21 protein-coding genes and 2 pseudogenes are annotated in these 20,498 nt (G+C 35.4%); all 23 read right to left on the reverse strand.

Going from position 1 to position 20,498, the window contains the following annotated elements:
• Window positions 1–11: 11 nt before the first annotated feature.
• The 23 genes and pseudogenes from deoD to PCY12_RS08665 all read right to left on the reverse strand — a co-directional run bounded on the left by deoD (window position 12) and on the right by PCY12_RS08665 (window position 20,237).
• The gene (deoD, locus tag PCY12_RS08550; RefSeq protein ID WP_301352488.1) at window positions 12–722 is read right to left on the reverse strand and encodes a purine-nucleoside phosphorylase; all 711 of its coding nucleotides are present in this window, start codon (window positions 720–722) and stop codon (window positions 12–14) included.
• Window positions 723–1,520: 798 nt separating this feature from the next.
• A complete protein-coding gene (locus PCY12_RS10355) occupies window positions 1,521–4,268 on the reverse strand; it encodes a thiol-activated cytolysin C-terminal domain-containing protein (RefSeq protein WP_367316727.1) in 2,748 nt (915 codons plus the stop codon).
• A gap of 50 nt (window positions 4,269–4,318) precedes the next feature.
• Window positions 4,319–4,519: a hypothetical protein gene (locus PCY12_RS08565; protein WP_301352490.1), complete on the reverse strand. Its 201-nt coding sequence runs from the start codon at window positions 4,517–4,519 to the stop codon at window positions 4,319–4,321.
• Window positions 4,520–4,748: 229 nt separating this feature from the next.
• A complete protein-coding gene (locus tag PCY12_RS08570; protein ID WP_301352491.1) occupies window positions 4,749–5,558 on the reverse strand; it encodes a purine-nucleoside phosphorylase in 810 nt (269 codons plus the stop codon).
• A complete protein-coding gene (locus PCY12_RS08575; RefSeq protein ID WP_301352492.1) occupies window positions 5,555–6,115 on the reverse strand; it encodes a DUF1697 domain-containing protein in 561 nt (186 codons plus the stop codon). Before PCY12_RS08575 ends, PCY12_RS08570 begins: the two co-directional genes overlap by 4 nt.
• A gap of 1 nt (window position 6,116) precedes the next feature.
• Window positions 6,117–7,328 carry a phosphopentomutase gene (locus PCY12_RS08580; protein ID WP_301352494.1) on the reverse strand — a complete coding sequence of 404 codons (1,212 nt, stop codon included), beginning with the start codon at window positions 7,326–7,328 and terminating at the stop codon, window positions 6,117–6,119.
• A 13-nt stretch (window positions 7,329–7,341) separates the two neighbouring features.
• A complete protein-coding gene (gene rpiA, locus PCY12_RS08585; RefSeq protein ID WP_112443519.1) occupies window positions 7,342–8,025 on the reverse strand; it encodes a ribose-5-phosphate isomerase RpiA in 684 nt (227 codons plus the stop codon).
• 281 nt (window positions 8,026–8,306) lie between these two features.
• Window positions 8,307–9,179 carry an NAD(P)H-hydrate dehydratase gene (locus PCY12_RS08590; RefSeq protein WP_301352496.1) on the reverse strand — a complete coding sequence of 291 codons (873 nt, stop codon included), beginning with the start codon at window positions 9,177–9,179 and terminating at the stop codon, window positions 8,307–8,309.
• A gap of 13 nt (window positions 9,180–9,192) precedes the next feature.
• Window positions 9,193–10,014, reverse strand: a complete 822-nt coding sequence (locus PCY12_RS08595; protein ID WP_301352498.1) for a phosphate ABC transporter ATPase — start codon at window positions 10,012–10,014, stop codon at window positions 9,193–9,195.
• 77 nt (window positions 10,015–10,091) lie between these two features.
• Entirely contained in the window at window positions 10,092–10,454 is a 363-nt protein-coding gene (locus PCY12_RS08600) for a hypothetical protein (RefSeq protein ID WP_301352499.1), read from the reverse strand.
• Window positions 10,455–10,622: 168 nt separating this feature from the next.
• A complete protein-coding gene (locus PCY12_RS08605; protein WP_301352500.1) occupies window positions 10,623–11,297 on the reverse strand; it encodes a DUF6678 family protein in 675 nt (224 codons plus the stop codon).
• 58 nt (window positions 11,298–11,355) lie between these two features.
• On the reverse strand, window positions 11,356–11,640 hold the full coding sequence (locus PCY12_RS08610; RefSeq protein ID WP_301352501.1) for a DUF2695 domain-containing protein: 285 nt from the start codon (window positions 11,638–11,640) through the stop codon (window positions 11,356–11,358).
• A gap of 38 nt (window positions 11,641–11,678) precedes the next feature.
• A complete protein-coding gene (locus PCY12_RS08615; RefSeq protein WP_301352503.1) occupies window positions 11,679–12,098 on the reverse strand; it encodes a hypothetical protein in 420 nt (139 codons plus the stop codon).
• A gap of 32 nt (window positions 12,099–12,130) precedes the next feature.
• Window positions 12,131–13,181 (reverse strand): annotated as a pseudogene (locus PCY12_RS08620) (Fic family protein).
• Between the two features lie 308 nt (window positions 13,182–13,489).
• Window positions 13,490–14,833: a DUF4026 domain-containing protein gene (locus PCY12_RS08625; protein WP_301352504.1), complete on the reverse strand. Its 1,344-nt coding sequence runs from the start codon at window positions 14,831–14,833 to the stop codon at window positions 13,490–13,492.
• Between the two features lie 238 nt (window positions 14,834–15,071).
• On the reverse strand, window positions 15,072–16,310 hold the full coding sequence (locus PCY12_RS08630; protein WP_301352506.1) for a DUF695 domain-containing protein: 1,239 nt from the start codon (window positions 16,308–16,310) through the stop codon (window positions 15,072–15,074).
• Window positions 16,311–16,391: 81 nt separating this feature from the next.
• Complete coding sequence (locus tag PCY12_RS08635) at window positions 16,392–16,565, reverse strand: Imm17 family immunity protein (RefSeq protein WP_301352507.1); 174 nt, start codon at window positions 16,563–16,565, stop codon at window positions 16,392–16,394.
• 115 nt (window positions 16,566–16,680) lie between these two features.
• Window positions 16,681–17,232: a DMP19 family protein gene (locus tag PCY12_RS08640; protein ID WP_301352508.1), complete on the reverse strand. Its 552-nt coding sequence runs from the start codon at window positions 17,230–17,232 to the stop codon at window positions 16,681–16,683.
• A gap of 74 nt (window positions 17,233–17,306) precedes the next feature.
• Window positions 17,307–17,861, reverse strand: a complete 555-nt coding sequence (locus PCY12_RS08645; RefSeq protein ID WP_301352510.1) for a hypothetical protein — start codon at window positions 17,859–17,861, stop codon at window positions 17,307–17,309.
• Between the two features lie 470 nt (window positions 17,862–18,331).
• A complete protein-coding gene (locus PCY12_RS08650) occupies window positions 18,332–18,802 on the reverse strand; it encodes a hypothetical protein (protein WP_301352512.1) in 471 nt (156 codons plus the stop codon).
• Window positions 18,803–18,902: 100 nt separating this feature from the next.
• Window positions 18,903–19,148, reverse strand: a pseudogene (locus PCY12_RS08655) (conjugal transfer protein TraA); the annotation flags it as partial.
• Window positions 19,149–19,335: 187 nt separating this feature from the next.
• A complete protein-coding gene (locus PCY12_RS08660) occupies window positions 19,336–19,779 on the reverse strand; it encodes a hypothetical protein (protein ID WP_167747479.1) in 444 nt (147 codons plus the stop codon).
• Between the two features lie 14 nt (window positions 19,780–19,793).
• Window positions 19,794–20,237 carry a hypothetical protein gene (locus PCY12_RS08665; protein WP_301352514.1) on the reverse strand — a complete coding sequence of 148 codons (444 nt, stop codon included), beginning with the start codon at window positions 20,235–20,237 and terminating at the stop codon, window positions 19,794–19,796.
• Window positions 20,238–20,498 lie beyond the last annotated feature (261 nt).

A 20,498-nucleotide genomic window follows, 5' to 3' on the forward strand; every position in this document is an offset into this window, starting at 1 on the left:
TTTGGCTATAATTATTCTGCAATCAAGGTTTCTAATCCAACCTTCATCATATCGGTGAAGGTATTTTGTCGTTCTTCTGCAGTTGTGTCTTCGTCTGGATTGACCAAACTATCAGAAATAGTCATGATAGCAAGCGTATCAACATGATGTTGGGCTGCTAGATAGTAGAGTGCCGCTGCTTCCATTTCCACAGCCTTGACCCCCCATTTACCAAGCTCGATGTTCTTTTCAAAGTAATTTGAGTAAAAGACATCAGATGATAAAACGTTCCCAACGTGGGTTGTCATGCCAAGTTCTTTTGCGATATGATAAGCCTTATCTAGCAAGTCAAAGCTAGCGATTTGTGGAAAATCATACTGTGGCCAGTCATTACGGACAATGTTTGAGTTGGTTGCAGCTGCCTGCGCCAAAACCAATTCACGAACGTGAACATCTTCATTCAAAGAACCCGCAGTTCCCACACGGATCAATTTTTTCACACCGTAGTCAACAATCAACTCACGCGCATAAATCGAAATGGATGGCATTCCCATCCCAGTTCCCATAACAGATACACGGTGACCCTTGTAAGTACCAGTATAACCAAACATGTTACGCACTTCGTTAAAACAAACAGCATCTTCAAGGAAATTCTCCGCAATAAACTTAGCACGAAGAGGATCCCCAGGAAGAAGAATTTTATCAGCAATTTCACCCTGCTGAGCAGCAATATGGATAGACATAATTTATGATACAAAGAGCGACAAGAAAACGACTGAAAATTAGGAATCTGACGAGAAATCCTGATTTCTCAGTCAGATTATCTATTTTCCAAGTTTTCCGCTCGTGTTCAAATCAGAACACACGCTCTACCTTTCTTTATTGTATATTTAGGATAGCGACAGAGAACAAAGTAAAAATAGGAAACTGACGACGCATCGCAGATGCTAGACAGTTTATCTTTTTTACACAGTTCTCCGCCCGTATTCAGTTCAATGAATACAGTTAACCCATCCTTTCTTTATTCTAAAATTTATAATCAGAAAGATACCAAACCCGTCAGAAAGCAAAGGGAAAATAGGAGTTGGATGCAGTGAGCGATGCTCGCTAGACCAACTATCTTTTTCCCACTGCTTTTAGGGTGGGGTCAATTCCTTTCTTTCTTAATTTTGATGATATTGAGAAGATTAGACCGGATTCAATTCAAACCCGAACTCCCCTTCTCTTCTGAGTTTTTAGAAAAGTTTTCCGCTCGTGTTCAAATTAGAACACGCGCTCTACCTTTCTGTTTATACTCTTCGAAAATTTCTTCAAACCACGTCAACGTCGCCTTGCCGTATATATGTTACTGACTTCGTCAGTTATATCTACAACCTCAAAGCAGTGCTTTGAGCAGCCTACGGCTAGTTTCCTAGTTTGCTCTTTGATTTTCATTGAGTATTAATTTTGTTCTTTCACAGAGAGCTACCTGAGTTCTATTCAAGCTCAGGTAGTACTTCTCTTATAAACTAAATCATCTCATTATTAAATAGTAGGATTTTTTACAAGACATCGTCATCAGAAATCTTAGAATTTAATGTCGTTCCCCAATGGGTAATTTTACGGTGGGGTTGAGCTAAAATTGGTCTGTTTTCATAGATTGTTTGCCATCTATTCCATAGTAGACCTGTCTTTTTCTCAATCTTAATTCGCAGATTCCTCATATTTTCTTTGATTGGGAGGTTGAGGACAAAACCTGCAGTCTGGTTGCGACCGTTTCCTTCCCAAGAACGACTACGAACAACTTGGTTTCCATCTTTATCTACTGTAACTTCTTCCCAAGTTATAGAGTAGCGGGCAATGTAAGCTCCACTATGTTGAATTGTCAATGTTTTGTCTTTGGCAGGAGTCTGACTGATTGGTTGAACTGGCTTAGAAACTTGTGTCGCCGTCTCACCATTCGTAGCTATAAAGCGGAAAACTTCTACTTCTGCAAGACTGAGGGCTTGATTGTTCTTACGTAGTTGCACACGAACACGGCGTCCCAATTTCCCATTTAATTGAACATCCAAGCTCGTTCCGTCAAGTTTAGAAACATACTGTCTAGCAACTTCTTTCCCTTTTTCATCATATAAAATTACATCAAAGTCTGACAAACGTTTAGAAAGTTCTCCATCCCCACGGTTATGAAGGCGAACAAGCCCTACCTGCTCCGTACGCCCTAAATCAACTTCCCACCAAGGTTGGTTTTCAGACTTAGTATATGTGTTCGAGTGTTGGCTATAACTGCTATTGGTATTGCCATCCAAGGCAAAACTTGTAGCTCCCTCAAAAACAGTGGAACTTTTCTTAACCTGTTTTTTCCAAGCGATATTCTCAGCACGATATACTTGGACTTCTGCAAGACTGAGAGCATTATAGCCTTCTAGTTCAATCCGAACATAGCGCGCTTTTTTATGGTTAATCGCAATTTGTGCTGACACATCTTTAAGAGATGTTATACGTTTTCTCTCAATTTCTTTACCAAAACTGTCTAAAAGAATGACATCAAAGTTTGCCAATCTATCCTGGGCAGTGTCTGTGCGGTTGTAAATATTGATTTGGCGAATGGTTTCTTCTTTAGCCAAATCTACTTGCCACCAAGGCTTGGATTGGAAGTTTGTATGAGTGACAGAATTGTGACCATAGTTACCATCGACTTTGCCATCCACAGCTCTTCTAGCATCTCCTCCGAAAGCTGTCGAACTTTGAGTAACCTGTTTCCCTAAGGCAATATTTTCCATTGGTTCAGCACTTGGTTGACTAGCAGATTGAGGCAGAGCCTGTTTCTTAAAGAAGCGCACTTTATCCAATTTTGGATCACGATAACCATGTTTATCCAAGGTAGCTCGTTTACCAATATTAAAGTTAGGAATATCATTCATTCGACTTTCAAAATAGCCACGAGAACGGTGTTTAAATCGTGAATTACCTGTAAATGTAACAATATCACGATCATTATGAATCAATGGAGTCACAACATTATCATTATCAACCACATAATGCTTAATTTTTCCGCTAACAGCTAATTTACGGCTTTCCAAACCAACATCCCAGAAACCATTCTTAGCATTCCAAACAGTTCTGGAAGTAATCACTTTAGGAGCACTGAAAGTCGTCACTTTCCGCAATACATGGTTATAAAAATCAGGATATTTTTGGTAAGCTTCCACCGCTGCAATCTGAGCTAGGTAGCCTCCAAGAGAATGACCTGTCATATACAACTTGGTAATACTTGTATCCTTGGCTAATTCCCCAACAACCTTGCGGATATCATCCGCTTGAGCTGGTTTATTTCCACCTAATAAAACCAAATCTGCACTTAAGTCCTTGGCGTCATTAACTCGCGTTCCACGAATAGCCAACATGTGCACCGTTCCATCTTTGAGATAAGGAAGGTCGCTCTTGGTCTCAAATAAGAAAGCATCCAAGCCACTATCTGTATGGTAAGCTTTTTTCATTTTCCAGAAAGGAGCCAATTCATTGTGCATGAGTTTGTATTCTTGACGGTCAAGATAGAGACTAGGGAAAGGATTCTTATGATCTAAAATTTTCTCAATATAATCATCGTCTCGATAGGCTAGCTCCATAAAGAGAAGAGAATCACGGTCTGTGACATACCATTCTTTCTTATTGTCATCTTCTCCATCTGCCAAACCATCCCCATCACTGTCTGCTAGTAAGGGATGACTGTTATATCCTAGATAATCCTTACCATCTTTGTTGTAAACATAAAGTTCATCTTTGTTTTTGATGCCATCTTGGTCATCATCCCCTTCCAAATCAAGAACTTTTTCACCATAGAGAGATTCATCGATCAAATCATTTTCTAAATGCAATTCCCCTTTGGAAATCTTCACCAAATCTTCTGCTGTTAAAGAACGAGTATTTGTTGGTTTTTCTGTCACAACTTCTTCTTTAGTTTCTTCTACAGGAGCAAGAATAGGTGAGTCTTGAACTGGCTCTGTTATCTCCACTTTTGACTCTTCCCTTTTGTTTTCAAGAACTTCACTTGCTTCCGGAAGCGTTTGAGGAGCTAGTCTTGGCTCCTCTTTAAGAGGAGTTTCTACTTTTGGAGCAACATTTTCCGGCTCTCTCAATTCCTCCTTAGAATCTAGCACTCTTGTTGCCACTTCAGATGTTACATCTTGTTTTACTTCATTGGCTGAAATTCCAGCTGGAGCTAGAAATGCGAAGCCGACTGCAACAGATACAACTCCGATACTTAATTTTTTTATGCCAAAGCGCATAATTCGTTGACCAATTTTCATTATTTCTTATCTTTCTTTTCGTTTATTTGTAAGCAGACTCAAGCAAAATCTCATTGTGCTATATATGATAAGACTGAGAAATTCAGAAAGTAATACTCTTCGAAAATCTCTTCAAACCACGTCAGCGTCGCCTTACCGTAGATATGGTCACTGACTTCGTCAGTCTTATCTACAACCTCAAAACTGTGTTTTGAGCAACCTGCGGCTAACTTCCTAGTTTGCTCTTTGAATTTCATTGAGTATAAATTCATTCTTATCTCTTCTTATCATACTAGTCTGCTTGGCTAGGAAGCTAATGCTAGTATCCTAGAATCTTGTCTTTCACAATGCTAACTATCAGACGCAAACATATCTATTCTTCCGCTTCTTTCAATTATAAGAGCAGGAAGAACCTCATAGTATACTTATATTTCTTCTTTGACCCTGATAGGCAGTCAATCATGAAAAGGTAGAGGTATTCCCCCTTTTAAATCTTTTTTCTTACAATTCAGCAAGAATCCCTTTAAGCAAGCCTTTGAAATCACCTTTAACACGTTCAGTCACTTCTACAACTTCTTCGTGGTTGAGTTCTTCTTGGAATCCTGCAGCATGGTTAGTGATACATGAAATACCAAGAACTTTCAAGCCTGAGTGGGCTGCAACGATAACTTCAGGAACCGTAGACATACCGACTGCATCTGCTCCAAGTATCTTATAGGCACGAATTTCTGCTGGTGTTTCATAAGTCGGACCAGTTACACCGATATAGACACCTTCATCAAGCTTGATACCCAGTTTTTTAGCCACTTCATGGGCAGTAGCACGGTATTCTGGTGTGTAGGCCTTAGACATATCAGGGAAACGTGGACCAAAGTCATCCAAGTTTTCACCCATCAATGGGTTTTGCCCCGTCATGTTGATATGGTCTGAGATAGCCATCAAGGTACCAGGCCCATATCCAATACCACCAGCAGCATTGGTTACAATAACACCTTCACATCCAAGAACTTTCATGACACGTACTGGGAAAGTCACGACCTCCAGAGGATTTCCTTCGTAGAAATGGAAACGCCCTTGAAGAGCCAAGACCCTGCGACCTGCCAGTTCACCATATACCAATTTCCCAGCGTGACCAACTACGGTTGAACGGCCCCAGTTTGGAATCTCAGCATAGTCTACTACAACTGGATTTTCGATTTCTTCTGCCAATTCTCCAAGACCTGACCCAAGGATTAGACCGAACTCAGGTGCTTGAATTCCCTTGTCTTTCAGGAAGGCAGCTGTTTCATTGATTTTATCTAAAAATGTCATTGTGTGTCTCCTTTATTAGTTTTTAGCATTTGACCGATTTTGTCAAAGGTTTTTGCATTGCGAATGGTAATGTGGCGATAGAAAGGCATCTTGAGCAAGTACTTATGATAGGCAGTTTTAGAGTAGGTTTCTTCAGAGAATTTCCCCCAGAAAATACCAAGTTTTCCAAAATGAAGCACCTCATCTTTCAGCTCTAAGCTTTCAATTGACTCAATGACCTGGTCCACATTCAAGCCCTCAGTGTAAAAGAGGACATCTTTTCGTGTCAAGTCTTCCTTCCACCAAGCTGGGAGATTTTCCACTTCTGCTTCATAGTCTTCTTGACTCAGTAAAGAAAAGCTCTGAATAAATGGATAACGAGTCCCAAAAAAAGTCTCTAATTTTTCAACCAATCGAGCTTTTGGTTCTGTCGAAGTAAAGAAAATGTTGCCACTGTTGATGTAGCTTTCAACCTTTTCCAGTTCCAAGTCTGTCAATTCTTGACAAAGCTCCGCCATGACAACCTTATTCTTGCCACCAACATTGATGCCTCTCACCAACAAAGCATAGCGTGTCATCTTATACCAATTTATCTAAGAAACTTTCCCCAATCATAGCAGTTTCCACACCAAAGTTATCGGCAACAGTCGCTGAAATATCTGCAAAATGTCCTACTGGAATGACACCATTGCCTTTAAAGGCAGGGCTATAGGCCAAAAGTGGAATATATTCACGAGTGTGGTCTGTTCCTGCATAAGTTGGGTCATTTCCATGGTCCGCAGTAATCAAGAGAAGGTCGTTCTCTCTCATAGCTGCGATAATTTCAGATAAGCGTTCATCAAACTCATGCAAACAATCACGGTAGCCGTGAGCATTACGACGGTGGCCATAAAGGGCATCAAAGTCAACCAAGTTTGTGAATGAAAATCCTTTTTCAAACTCAGCAAGGCCCATAGTCTTCAACAGTGTGTCAATTCCGTGGCTATTTGACTTATTGTGACCCATATCATGGTTGATACCAACACCGTTAAAGATATCATTGATTTTACCCACAGCATAAGTATCGATACCAGCTTCATTCAATTTATCCAAAACAGTCGGTGCAAATGGAGAAACGGCTAAGTCACGACGGTTGGCTGTACGAGTGAAGTTACCTGGCTCACCAACATATGGACGGGCAATGATGCGACCAAGAAGGGCAGGGCGCTCAAGGGTAATTGAACGAGCGTATTCACAGATACGATACAATTCGTCCAAAGGAATGATGTCTTCGTGGGCAGCAATTTGCAAGACTGGGTCAGCTGAAGTATAGATAATCAACTCTCCAGTTTCCATCTGACGTGGTCCAAAATCATCGATAACGGCTGTTCCTGAGTAAGGTTTGTTAGCTTCACGAATGACCTTGCGTCCTGAGAAATCTTCGATTTTTGTCAAGATTTCTTCTGGGAATCCGTTCCAGAAAGTATCGAAAGGCTCAGTAATATTGAGTCCCATGATTTCCCAGTGTCCAGTCATGGTGTCCTTACCAAGGGACACTTCTTCCAATTTTGTTGCATATCCTGTTGGATTGCTTTCCGCCGGTACAGTCTTAAGAGGTGTTTCACGAGGAATATTTCCAAGACCTATTTTAGCCATGTTTGGGACATTCAAACCAACTGTTTTTGAAATGTGTCCCAGTGTGTCAGAGGCACCATCTGGAACCCCTGCATTGACAAAGTTATTGGCATCTGGTGCAGCTCCGATTCCTACAGAATCCAGTACTACCAAGTGAATACGATTAAATTTAGACATCTTATGCCCCCTTCTATTTTTCTTTTCTTGAGGTTAAAATCTGAACGCCATCTTGTCCAGCAACGATTACCTTATCCACCATTTGGTTGAATAAGCCGTGCTCTACGACACCAACGACATGGTCCAATTCTTGTCCGAAAGCAATTGGATCTTCAATGACATCCAAGGCAAGGTCAATGATAAAGTTCTGCATATCGGTCACAAAACGTTGGCCATCTTTTTCACGGAAACTTGGTTTGTAGCCAGCTCGTTCAAAACGACGAAAGACCTGCTCTGCACCATACTGAACCACTTCTACTGGCAATTTAAAAGCACCTAGTTTGTCTACCAGCTTGCTTTCATCCACCACCCAAATATATTCTTTTGAGGGCGTTGCTACAACCTTCTCCATCAGAAGGGCACCACCACCGCCTTTGATTCCGTTAAACTGGCTATCCACTTCATCCGCCCCGTCAACCGTCACATCAACCAAGTCTACTTGGTCAATAGACTTGAGCGGGATGTTAAGACCTTCAGCCTGTTTACTAGTCACACTAGAAGTTGTTACAGCTGTAATCTGCAATCCTTCTTCCTTGATACGACGACCGATTTCTTCGACAAAATAATAGGCAGTCGAGCCTGTTCCAAGTCCAACGACCATTCCATCGCTCACGAACTCAGCAGCCTTGATACCTGCCATTTTCTTCAGATTTTCCACCGATTTACCTCCATCATTCTCAGTTCTTATTTTACTATGAAACCGCTTTTTATTCAAGTGAAAAGATCAAATTTACATTTTTCATCAATCTTTCTTTAAAAATATGCATTTTCTTTTTACCAAACGAATAAAAATGAGTTTATCTTTTATGTATTTGATTTGTTCATCTCTTTCCAGTTCCAAAAATAAGACCTTAACTTTGATACGTCTAGTTTAGCATTAAAGCAGGCGCATTTCAAGAATCATAAATTAAGAGAAGGAAGTAGGTTTATCTATCTATTTTAAACAAGTTTATCTTTGCTTACCCTCTCTTGTTGACAAATAATTTTCATTACTTTAGGAAGACAATTACTAATTCCCGTCGGCAAGACCACATACTGTTCTTGAGATAGTTCTTGGGCTATGGCTGAATGAAGATGGGTCGCTACTGCCACACTCTCGTAGAGACTGGCTTGTTTAAACTGGCCTGCAAATCCTGCAATCATCCCAGCCAGAGTATCTCCCATTCCCCCAGTCGCCTGATAGGGACCACCAACCTGTAACTGGTAATAATCAGACTGGCCAACTTGCCAAATACGAGTAGCTGGACCTTTCTCTACCAAAATTGTTCCTTGAGGGAAGGAAGTTAGGACACTAGCCGTTGCAGCTTCCTTTTGCTTTTCAATAGCAATACCAGACAGCTTTTCCCACTCTTTTTGGTGGGGAGTTAGGATAAGCTGGTTAGATGGAAATGACAAACTTGTTCTAGCAAGAATGGTCAGGGCACCACCATCTACAATCAAAATCTGATTCTGTCTTAAATTAACAAAGACTTGTTTTACTAGATTTTCTCCAAAAGTATCGTCTCGTAAACCAGGGCCCAGCAAGACAACTTCTGCCTTATCCAACTGCTCTTTTAACAATTGCTGATCTTGAAGAGCAAAGGCCATAGCCTCAGGTAAATGGCTGTGCAGAGCTGGAATATTTTCCCTGTCCGTTCCAACGGTCACCAATCCTGCACCGCTTTTTACAGCTGCTAAAGTAGCCATGATAATGGCACCACCATAAGGATAAGTTCCACCCAGCAACAGCAGACGACCGTAGTCCCCTTTATGACTGGTACGAGAACGTTCAATAATAACTTTTTCTAGTAGAGCTTGATCAATTACTTTCATCGTTTTTCCTCAACTATCCTTTATCTGATTGTTTTAAAACAACTTGATAGACTTTCTTAGTCCACTCTTCTAAGTCTTCTCCAGCATAGTCAAGATAATACACCCTATCTTGTATTTTGGTTGGAATAATATTTTCAAATTGGCTCTTATTATGAGTTGGAATAATGCAAATATACAACTCACTTAATAAATTAAGCATGTCCTTAATTTTTACAGCATGGTAACCATCAAAAATATAACCAGGAACTTTAATCAAATCTGTATAGATAAAATGAAAACTTACTCCAGGAATAAACTTGTCTTGTAATTCTTTCTCTGAAGGAGCTCGACCTAATAAACGCTCCATCGCCAATCGATAACCAGAACTTGTATTTGACCACCCTAACATGACATAGTCAAAATAATCTATCGGATCAGATGCAGCATTTCGACTATCCAAAACCAACTCCTCAGCATCTCGCCCAAAGGCTTTCACAGCAGATAAGAGCTGACCTGTTTTAAAGATAGAAATCGCTGCATCTATAGTCGTAGTATGACTACAGTAGTCTGAAGTCACTAACCTCTTATGTAGATCATAAGTCGAGGCTACTCTTTTATCTGTAGGGGTAAATGGTGGCAGAAAGGGATGCTGACAGATGTAATCTAAAATTTCTTTTTTTAAACAAGAATCAGCACACTCAATACTTGTTTGACGTTTATGAAGTTTTTCGTAAGCTATAAATTTAGCAATTTTTTCTAATTCCCACTCTTGAATATTTGGATAATCAATTAGTGCTAAGTAGTATATTCCATCCCATTGTAAACTATATTCCCCACTATAAATTTTTAAAATCATCTAATCACCTCACTCCATTATACAACAAAAAGGAGGCGCATACCTCCTTATTAAAAATTAAAAATTTATATTTAGTACTAATCCAACAAACTGGGATTTGTTCTTAAGCACATAATGTATTCTTCGATTTTTCTCTCCAGCTCATCTTTATTTTCTTCCAAGGCAGGATAAAACCCTGTAACTCCGTATCCAATCATTTTGTACAGATCGATAAGGCGGTAACTATTTTCCGATTTTTTATTTACTATATCAGATTCATTTGCAATCTCTTCCATATTGCATAGTTTCTCAAAAGTTTGTCTGTTTGCAATTTTTTGATAAGACTTCCACATTTCCTCTTCTGTTTTATCGCTTCGGTTAGGCGTTGGCCAAGCCTTTTTCATTTGTGATATACGAATATTTTTATCATCCTTGCTGCTAAAACTTATCAGTGATAACAACACATTCTTCCCAAAAGCTACACAAAAAAATCATATTTAAAAACTAATTCATAGCCTAACCGCACCTCATATTTATAGTCGGATATTTTAATATAAAGAGGAGTATCACAACAAACTATTCTATTTAATGGAACAATTACCCCTTTAACTTCTAATTTTCAATTTTCATTATCTGTACCCAAAAATAATAAAACATTTTTCAATATCATCATATTCATAAGGAATACTAAATTTATTAAGCGTACACTCTATTTCTATTTTTTTATCAGTAACACATATCTTTGGCTCAATTAAACGTCCTTGACCAAGAACTTTCTCAAATTTACTTCTAATTTTAAACCATTCAACAATTCTCATATTCATATGAAAAAAATGTTCATCAGCATCAATCGTCCAATACATGCTAGGCTCTTCTTCATCAAAAAACGTCTTATATTGTATCGAGATGTCTCTCATGTTCTCCATGATGGAATCTATCAGTTCTTTCCATTTTGTATTGTTCATAAAAGAGGTTAGATTTCTTTCTTCAAGAACCTGTTTAATTTTTTCTTTTTCAGTTTTTTTGTTGTTATATTTCCCAATTTCAATTTCGTCTATAATGTGTTGCATAACAGATAACGCTCTATCATCTATTCTTTGATAAACATAAGATGGCGATATACGTTGTTTATCTCTTTGTACATAATACCACCCGTAATGCCCCCAACCAGTAACTATAAAATGGAAATCTCCCTCCCAACTTATATGGAAATAAATTCTATCTTCATCATTAGAACTACTTATTTTGATAACTCCACTTCTCGGATTTAGTTTTTCACATAAAATATTATGTATTAGTTTCATCTATGACTATTTTTCCTTACACCTTCAAATTTACCAGTCTGTTTCTAATACAAACATTTTATTCTTCAAACTTTTCCTCAACATTAAAAATCACTTCACAATCGCAACCAGCACCATTTTCTCGCAAAAATTCTATAACCTTTTCAATATCCACATTTTTATCTTTCAAAAACTCATTTGTTAAAGAAAAATCGTAATTACACTCTACCGTTTCTGATTTATCATTTAGATAATCAAATAATTCATAAAATAATTTCTTCTCCATCGGTAAGTTCTCTTCAAATTCTTCCATTTGTTTGACTTGATATTCTTGTAACAATTTTCTCTTCTCAAATTTGTTCATGATCTTTTCTCCTTTATAAAATTATTGTTTTAAATCGTTTATTTTTTTACCTTATACACCATATCTCCGCTATTCCAAACATACATAATTGCCGACACTGGTCGTTTCCCATCTTCCCGAAGCCATCCTGTATATGTGGTTGTGTTGCCATAATAGCCTTCAATAATGATTTCAAATTCTGAGTCTGTATATTCATCTATAAATTGTTGTAAACCAATAGACTTTCCATTGAAATGTCCTTCACCCAAGGTTTTGTTAAATATCAATACATCGCACAGGTCGATATCACATTTCTCAAAACATATTTCACCAGGGTATGATCTTTCTTCACCTTCCACAAATTCATATATTTTATTAACTTTTAACGTCAAAGTTTCGTTGTGATATTTGATTTCTTTCACCCTGCTATCATGAAGGCTGAAAAGGATGTTGCTACTTCTATCGTGTATAAACTTCATACTGTTTCTCCTAATTTCACCTTAATATCTAGTTATTTAGCTACTTTTTTTACATAAAAGGTCGCTCTTCCTTTACCATGTCTTTCAATATACGCTTCCTCAGTCAATTGCTTAAGCATATTTTCGATTGTAGCCTTTCCTACACTTGGAACTAATTCCATCATATCGCTTTTAGTAAATTTACCTAATTTCCTATCAATTGCATTTCTAACAAGTTCAATTGTAGGCACTTTTTCGTCTACATAATCAACCCTTTCTTCAAAATCAATATAAGCAGCTAATATCGTTCTGAGAATATATTTTATAAATGGCACAGGATCTTCTTTGTTTTCATGCCAACCTATCCCACTTTTTTCTAAAGCTATATAATAACTGTCTTTATTTTTTTCTATTCTACTTTCTAAACTGATATATTTCCCAATTACATATCCTTTTCTGTATAGCAAAAGAGTTGTTAATAAACGACTCATCCTTCCATTCCCATCATTGAAAGGATGAATACAAAGAAAATCATGAATAAAAATTGGAATTAAAAGCAACGAATCCACATCTTTTTTGTCAAAAGCTATATTCAATTCATTACAAATTTGCTCAATTGCGCCTGGTGTTTCATATGGGGATAATGGTTTAAACCTTTCGACAGCATTACCCTCTTTATCTTTTTCCACAATAGAATTCTGCGTATTTTTATATCGACCACCAATTCCTTTTTCACTATACTTAAATAGTTCTCTATGAAGTTGCAAAATATAGTTACTGTTGATTGGAATATATTCATAACTTTCATGAATAGTATTTAATACATCTCTATATCCAAGAATTTCTTCTTCATCCCTATTTCTAGGAGTTGTTTTTGATTCATTAACTCTTTTATTCTGACTGCTGTACTAACAATTCCCTCTATTTATTAGAATCCTCTACACTTTTAATTTTAGCAATTTTTACTAATTTATCTAAAACAGCAGGTTTACGTGTCAAAAAAACTTCTTGTTTTCCTTTGTGCTCATGAATTTGTGAAAGAAGATTTATAATTTCACTATCCCACTTACTACTTGCTAGATTTTCATAACTAAAAAATCTCATTCGCCTACCTCCTGTTCTTTTCTCCTAATTATACCATGTTTTTAGGCGATTGCTAACAACTTAGGCGATTATTTATACTTACCTAAGTTGTAAAATAAAGTGAGACAACATAACATCGTTATTTTCTGTTAAGATTGTTTCATCAATCTTATTTAACAAAGAGCCCTAAAAAGGAATTAAGCAACCTGACGCTGCTTAATTCCTTCACTAACATTATTTCATCAACCTTATTTAACAAAGAGCCATTTTACCATAGAAGGCTTGATTTGAATTTACAGACTTTTTATCATACGCTCTATTTTATTTCCTTATAAATCTAACAAATATACAGTCTCTGGTGTTATTACATCCTTTTCAGTATAAATCATCCAATCACTTACATAATTTATAGAATATGTCCCCTCATCACCTTCATGTAAATCTGGAATATGATATGGTTCTTGAGTCAATACTGCCTTGAAACTATCTCCTTCCATAGAAATAGCTTCAAACCAAATATGTTCAAGATTTGTACTATCCAAATTACCTTCTTCATCTATTGTTTCAAGTCCTAATTTAATAATAATAGTAATATCTTCATTACCTTCTTGTTTTTTCTTAAGCATTCTTTCAACATAAGAAAATCTTTCTCTAGCTAAATCACTCATTCTAGCAGTTTCTTCAGTACTTAAGAACATTAATGGGTTATTATCAAACTTTTCTGTAAATTTTGAAGGTAAACTTACAATGTTATTATTATAGTCTTCTTCACTTTCATATAGGAAAATTATATTTGTTTTAGAATTATGCGATTTTTTTCTGTCTTCAATCCCTCCAATATTAACATTTGGATAATATTTCAAAGCATCAATCCATTTTTTAGATGTAGCAACTATTGGCTCTCCATCATAAAACATTCCTAAATGTATCTCTTCTTCATCTTCATTAGAATAATTTCCATCTATCATTATAGAAGCGTAATTAGAAAGTAAGCTATAATGTGATTCATAATCTTTCTTATTTGAATCCAAAATCTCTATTTCGTGAAGATTACATCTACATAATCCATGAGTATGTAACCAAACTTCATTCTCATCGCAAACAGCTTGAACAGTATATATGCTTGATGGAGAAGGAAGTACATTTGATTTTGCTGCTAATTCAACCCATTTTTTATTTAACATTCTTTCAGCACTTTCATCACAAAGAGCAACCATTTCAGGAACCATAGCATATACAAGCTTAAGCTGTAAATGGTAACATATTTTAGCATCTCCTTCAAATTTCATATAAACAATTAAGGCATTCTTTGAATTTAAAATATGTTCTTTGTCTTCTTCTTTAAAATATTGTAATTCCCATTGATACCTTTCTTCTGCATAAAAATCTCCAAGATAGAATCTTACGTCAAAATCAGTTCCTTTATATGATAGAACAATCTTTCCAGGATAATCTTCACTTGGAAGACTTTTTTCTTTAATTTTAATACCATCTATAGCTTTAATATTTTCAAAAATATCTTCTGTAAGTGAGTAATTATTAGGTACTAAAGCTAACATATGTGAAAATTCTTCCCAATAAGCAAGAGGAGCTTCTTTAATCTTAGAATACTCTTCATTTTTTTCCTTTGAACTATTAAATAATCCGTTAATAACTTTTTTATAAAAACTCATATTTTTCTCCTTTTAAAACATAAAATATCACTGCCATCATATTACAATAATTGGGTACTTTTAATTGTTTTTTACACTGAATCATTTACGCCTGAGTTGTAAAATAAAATGAGACAAAAAATATCATTATTTTCTGTTAAAATTGTTTCATCAACCTTATTTAACAAAGAGCCTTTTGAAATCTATATTTTTAAGAACGTTTTCATCTCGCTTCTTCTCTTTAAAGTGCTATTTCACGCTACTTCACAATATGGCATGCCCAGCCATCATATTCTCCGTCAAATTCTTCTGCTAGATCCATAAGATACCAGACAGTTTCATCGATATTTTCAAAAGCATCTTCCCTGCCAATGACAAGTTCATATGGATGCTTCTTATCTATAGCTTCATTGTTGCTCAGATTTTCTGATGAAAGTTTTGTAAAACCGTCTTCCATTACTTTGGTTAAAAAGGCTTCCCCATTTTCTTCTGTTGTAAAGCACAGGCAATGTTCGAGGACTCTCGGCACCATACTATCACCATTACTTTTAATATCCTCAATGAGCCACCTATTCATAATACTTTGGTATTCATATCTGTCAGGATACAGTGCATCAAAATACATGTCCCAATCCTCATCTTCAAATGCTGCAAATGTATAAGCATAATCAGGGAATTTTTCAGCCATCATCTCAGAAATTTCATCGTAGTACCCCAACTCATTCTTAGCATAAGCAACAATATGTGACCGCTCATCACATTCCACAACGCCTGCTAAAATATCTCCATGTTTTTCAATAATCTCTACTACAGCGTCTTCTATATCATATAAATATTCCTCTTCTTCTCTTGAGTAAAACCCGTTGTCATCAGCATTCTTATATAATATTTGTAATTCTAGTCTTTTAGGGTAGTTTGCAGCGAACTCAAAATTTATAAGAGCTAAATTGGTTCGAACCACAGCCGGCAAGTCGTAAGCAAATGCATTGCATAGATAGATACACCAGTCTTCGTCAATTTCGGCAGTTTCTTGATCAATTACTTTCTCCGTAGCCACATTGACTCTGCACTCTCTTTTTTCAATTTCTTCTTTACACTCTTTTACTACTTCCAACGCATTCTGTTCCTCAGAATCTAACTCCGCCCAACGCAAGGCATAAGGAATCGCTTTTTCTTCCTCATGAGTCAAATATTGATAGGCATATGCCATGCGCATATTCCATTCAGCCTTATCTTTCCCCTCTTCTCTAACTGAATTCAAAATATCTATAGATTTTAATAAAAATTTATCGCCAATAAAACTAGGTGTTCCTTTATCATCATTGCCGACAATCGCGAAGTTTTGATAGGTACGAGCAAGCTGATACCATACTTTGTAATCCCGTTCTTCCATAGGGATGTTTTCCAACGCTGTGATACATTCTGTATATTTATCTTCATCTATAAGCTTTTCTATATACGCAAAAAATTCTTCGCGATTTTCTGAATTCCATTTCATCTTAAGTTACCTCCACTTTTTATCGTTTATCTAACATTAAAAACACAACACCACAAATTACAAGTAACAGTCCACATATTCCTATAAACCTTTCTCACCCCACACTTCAAAAATAAATGCGTGCCTTGCCTTATCTCCGACTATAGCTTGATACACCCATTTCCAATCTCTTATTGCACCGATTAAAAATAGTAACCCACCTGCTATCCAGACATACTGATAATATGCTTTTAACCATTCAAATATTTCATCCATATCGTTTGTCTATTTCCTCTATTAAGCATTTCTCTAATGATTTCTCTTTTTCACATGCTAAAGATTCTTCACTCAAGCATCATTCTCTCAATTTTTTAGAATATTTTTTTCTTTTTTAACGCCGATTGTAAAAGCTCTCATATTCTCCTTCAAATACAAACTTTTCAGGGTGAGATTTGATGTAGTTTAGTTCGTTTTCTTCACCTTCATAATCATAAACGAAATCATCTGCTTCATCTAAAATCTTAAAAAATTCCTCTCCGTATTTTTCTTCCAATATTTCTAGCATATGGTATCTTTCTTCTTTACCAAAAGATATTGTCCCACCACAATAGTCTACAACTTTTTGAAAATTATCTGCATATTCGTTCATTCCAAAATGTTTGAAACCTTTTATTGCGTCTTCCCAAACTATCCCTGTAGGATTATATAAAAACTGGTAATGACCTCCATTACTTACTTCTGCAAAATACCAAGTAATGGCTAATAAATATCTTTGCTCTAAAGTGAAAGTCTGCGCTGATTGAATATACTCATCATATCCATCATAAATACTAATTGCTTCCCACATTGGATCAACAATATCAAAATAAGAGTTTTCATCTAAACTTTTAATATTTTCTATCGTAATCTTTGCGTATGTTAATTTCTTTTGTGTTTCACCCATTTCATTTGTCTCCTCTATATTTTCAGAATTCTTCTTTCGTTGGTTTCATATTTTACCTCTCGTAATTAATAAACTTATGCAAGTTCTAACTCACAGATAACTCTTTTGGTGTCCAGTTCGTCTATAGCAGTAATTTTTATATAATCAAATCCATTTCTCTTCACTTCTTCAAAAGAAATTTTTTCTCCGTTAATAGTTTCTGTGAAGTCATCTTCATCAAATTCAAAATCTTCTTTCTCTTCATCAAAATCAATGCTATAGGTAAAATCTATTTCAATTTTAGAGTTTGGAATTTCTAATTTAGAAAGTGGACGTTTTTTGATATCTTCTAAATTTATCTCATCACAGAACATAGGGTTGTATCCATATCTAGCTTCATCATAGAGTAGAATTTCTTTTCCTGTATGTATATATTTTGCTACTATCATGCAAGGATTGCTAATCTCATTTTTTTCATCATACATACCACAAATCATATGTTCTTCAAAAAGTGAACCATAAAAATAAATTTCATACAGTTCGTTGGTATCTCCACTTTCTAAGTTGTTGCAAATACTAATACTTGTAAATGTATCATCTATATTTATTATATTGTAATTTCCTTCTTTAATATAAGTTGGTACTCTCACTTTGTTTGCTCTCTTAATTATTATATCGTTATTAAATACGTCATCATTTCTACAGAATGTTTCAGATACCGAAGGCCTCTTATGTTTCCTGAACTAACCTCATGATTAAATCGTATATCTATTATAACTAATTGTCAAGCGATATTTGCTATTGTATTCTTACTATAAATTATGCATTCGTTATAGTTATAGCATGCTTTTTTGTTATTCTACTTCATTATAGGTACACTACTACTAGCTTTTTCTTAACTGTATTTAAATATTATAGTAACCACTACCCAATAACAGTTAATTTACTCATTATACATTATTGCAATACATTGAAGATTATAACATTTTAGAGTTTTTTAGTATAAAATGTTTGTGGGAAAATAAATAAGAAAAAACAGCAAACCTTTGTGATTTACTGTTTCTAAAATTATTCTATTCAATTGGACAAACTGGAATTGTTGAACTTCATCTTATACGCATTAGCTTTCCCACGCAATGTTGCTATATTCAAAATCAGAGTGAAACTCGACACATAATATCTGGTCGTAGCCTAATGTAAAATCCACCACAAATGTTTGTTCATCTCCAAAGCCATGGCTTGCCATGCCTTCGAATTGCAAAAGATTTACCTTGTCTGCAAGAATAAGAGTTTTCGTCTTGTATGCTTCAAATACCTCTGGCACTTCTTCTTCAAAAAACTCAAAATATCCTTCTACATCACTGTCTGCGCTATTTTCGATGAAAAGTTTTCGGCAATATGTATTCCAGTAAACAGCCTTGTCAAAAAATTCCCCTGCTTTTTTCAGAGCAGTATCATTCGTGATTGTGTCTTTGCTAATAAACAAAGACACTTCATTATCAAAGCCCTTTGGCACAGTTTCATAAAGTCCAAAATCTTCATCTTCTGGGATTGTTAAATTTGAAAACAATTCACTTTGCAGTTCTTTCATGACAATCACCTTTCTTATTTTTATAGTTAATAATCTCTGCGTCAAATTCTAATTTGTTTCACTTAATATCTAGAATATTGTATCATATTTTTATTAAGTTTTACAGCCCTAACTCATGCTTCTTCACCTGTGTTAGTTCCCTTTTTTCTTGCAGTAATTTATCTATACAGCTTCTGACACTTTCAGCCTGTTCCACTTCTTTTCGTATATCTTTGATTTGAGAATATAGACTATCTTTTTCTTTCCTCAAAGTGCCAATTTCTGCCTTCCATTTGGATATATTTAGGGTCTTGCTCTCGCCTAAATGTTCTTTGAGATATTTCTTTGCATTTTCAAATAAAATTAGATTCACCAACAGAATTTGTCGAACAACACTTACTCATAACCTGGATTTCTCTTTTTTGCATGTAAAAAATCCTGTCGGTGATTTCTCACCAACAGGATTTGTCGAACAACCAATATTAAATGATAACTATCTTTAATACAAAATTTTTGAACGATAGCTATTCCTTCAACTCAAGTCAATCAAATAATTATTTACTAGATAACTTAAATTGCTCTTCGTTCTTATCAAAACTTAGTAAATAGTCTTTTCCTCTTTCAACATTAAGCTCCACTTTTGCAGGTCCCCATGTTGTAGTAACGTTTTTATGTAACACTCCAGGTCTAGTATATGTGTAAGTTACTTCTAAAACAATATCTCCTGGATCTGCACAAACTATATATTTTGCTTTTTCACTAAAAATAGCAGCTTCACCACTGATCACTCTAGCATATAATTGTTTTTGAGTGATTACATTATTTCCCGAAGAAAGCTCAATTTTCACCGCATTAGGATGTACAGCTAACCATTTAGTCAAGGCTTTTTTGTTCATTTTAATTGACACAAACGAAAAAACAGCCGCTAATATAAAAATTGCAATCACAACATAGGCATATACTCCCATTGAAAAAAATGCTTCTAAATATTTCTCCATTTTCATTCTCCTTTTTAATTATTTTTATTAACATCATTTAATTTAATTGTTTTGCTTTTTACTCCAACCACTCCTAAATCTTCAATAAGTTCATTATATTTTCTTTTTCCTAGCAAAGATAAATCAAACATTTCCTTATTACCATCTTCTGTATAAAGATATAAGAAAAACGAGTCATTGTTTCTTTGTTCTGAAGAAATATGAACTTCATTTAGATTATAGTTAAATTCCTTTTTCCCATCGTTTATCGATAAACTATTTCCATTTATAATTATTTTAGTTCTCAATTGCCTAAATATACTTATTACAACCAAAATAATGATGATAGAAGATATAATAATTGCAACTTTATATCCTCCAATTACTCCGGAAATTAAAAATGCAACAAGCGCTCCAAAAATCATTATTATTAAATTATAAATAAACGCAACTAGGCTTCTTCTATATATTTTCTCCAAAATCAACCGTCCTTAAAGTACAATAATGATACTAACATATATCTAATTTCAAAAACAAAACTACGTATAAATTATATATCTTTGTATACAAAATGTCAATCTTAATTTTTCACCATGCACGCAATATTTATTCACGTAACTTCTCAAAGTAATTTCCACTTGCCTAATCAAAGTGGAAATTAGTCTAAAACGGATTTTTATGGTGGAATTAAGTGTGAGACGTTTGAGTTAGAAATGAGGTCTACTATGACAAAACATAAA

The organism is Streptococcus sp. SPS1 (assembly GCF_030439915.1).
In the GTDB taxonomy this organism is placed as follows: Bacteria; Bacillota; Bacilli; order Lactobacillales; family Streptococcaceae; genus Streptococcus.

Excerpts from the sequence above, each read along its gene's own strand:
- PCY12_RS08615 (WP_301352503.1), bottom strand. The coding sequence starts at position 12,098 with ATGAAGTTTATACACGATAGAAGTAGCAACATCCTTTTCAGCCTTCAT.
- PCY12_RS08650 (WP_301352512.1), bottom strand. The coding sequence starts at position 18,802 with ATGAAAGAACTGCAAAGTGAATTGTTTTCAAATTTAACAATCCCAGAA.
- PCY12_RS08640 (WP_301352508.1), bottom strand. The coding sequence starts at position 17,232 with ATGGGTGAAACACAAAAGAAATTAACATACGCAAAGATTACGATAGAA.
- PCY12_RS08660 (WP_167747479.1), bottom strand. The coding sequence starts at position 19,779 with ATGGAGAAATATTTAGAAGCATTTTTTTCAATGGGAGTATATGCCTAT.
- PCY12_RS08575 (WP_301352492.1), bottom strand. The coding sequence starts at position 6,115 with ATGACACGCTATGCTTTGTTGGTGAGAGGCATCAATGTTGGTGGCAAG.
- PCY12_RS08595 (WP_301352498.1), bottom strand. The coding sequence starts at position 10,014 with ATGATTTTAAAAATTTATAGTGGGGAATATAGTTTACAATGGGATGGA.
- PCY12_RS08635 (WP_301352507.1), bottom strand. The coding sequence starts at position 16,565 with ATGGATGAAATATTTGAATGGTTAAAAGCATATTATCAGTATGTCTGG.
- PCY12_RS08565 (WP_301352490.1), bottom strand. The coding sequence starts at position 4,519 with ATGAATTTATACTCAATGAAATTCAAAGAGCAAACTAGGAAGTTAGCC.
- PCY12_RS08630 (WP_301352506.1), bottom strand. The coding sequence starts at position 16,310 with ATGAAATGGAATTCAGAAAATCGCGAAGAATTTTTTGCGTATATAGAA.
- PCY12_RS08570 (WP_301352491.1), bottom strand. The coding sequence starts at position 5,558 with ATGACATTTTTAGATAAAATCAATGAAACAGCTGCCTTCCTGAAAGAC.
- PCY12_RS08610 (WP_301352501.1), bottom strand. The coding sequence starts at position 11,640 with ATGAACAAATTTGAGAAGAGAAAATTGTTACAAGAATATCAAGTCAAA.
- PCY12_RS08590 (WP_301352496.1), bottom strand. The coding sequence starts at position 9,179 with ATGAAAGTAATTGATCAAGCTCTACTAGAAAAAGTTATTATTGAACGT.
- PCY12_RS10355 (WP_367316727.1), bottom strand. The coding sequence starts at position 4,268 with ATGAAAATTGGTCAACGAATTATGCGCTTTGGCATAAAAAAATTAAGT.
- deoD (WP_301352488.1), bottom strand. The coding sequence starts at position 722 with ATGTCTATCCATATTGCTGCTCAGCAGGGTGAAATTGCTGATAAAATT.
- PCY12_RS08580 (WP_301352494.1), bottom strand. The coding sequence starts at position 7,328 with ATGTCTAAATTTAATCGTATTCACTTGGTAGTACTGGATTCTGTAGGA.
- PCY12_RS08605 (WP_301352500.1), bottom strand. The coding sequence starts at position 11,297 with ATGAAACTAATACATAATATTTTATGTGAAAAACTAAATCCGAGAAGT.
- PCY12_RS08625 (WP_301352504.1), bottom strand. The coding sequence starts at position 14,833 with ATGAGTTTTTATAAAAAAGTTATTAACGGATTATTTAATAGTTCAAAG.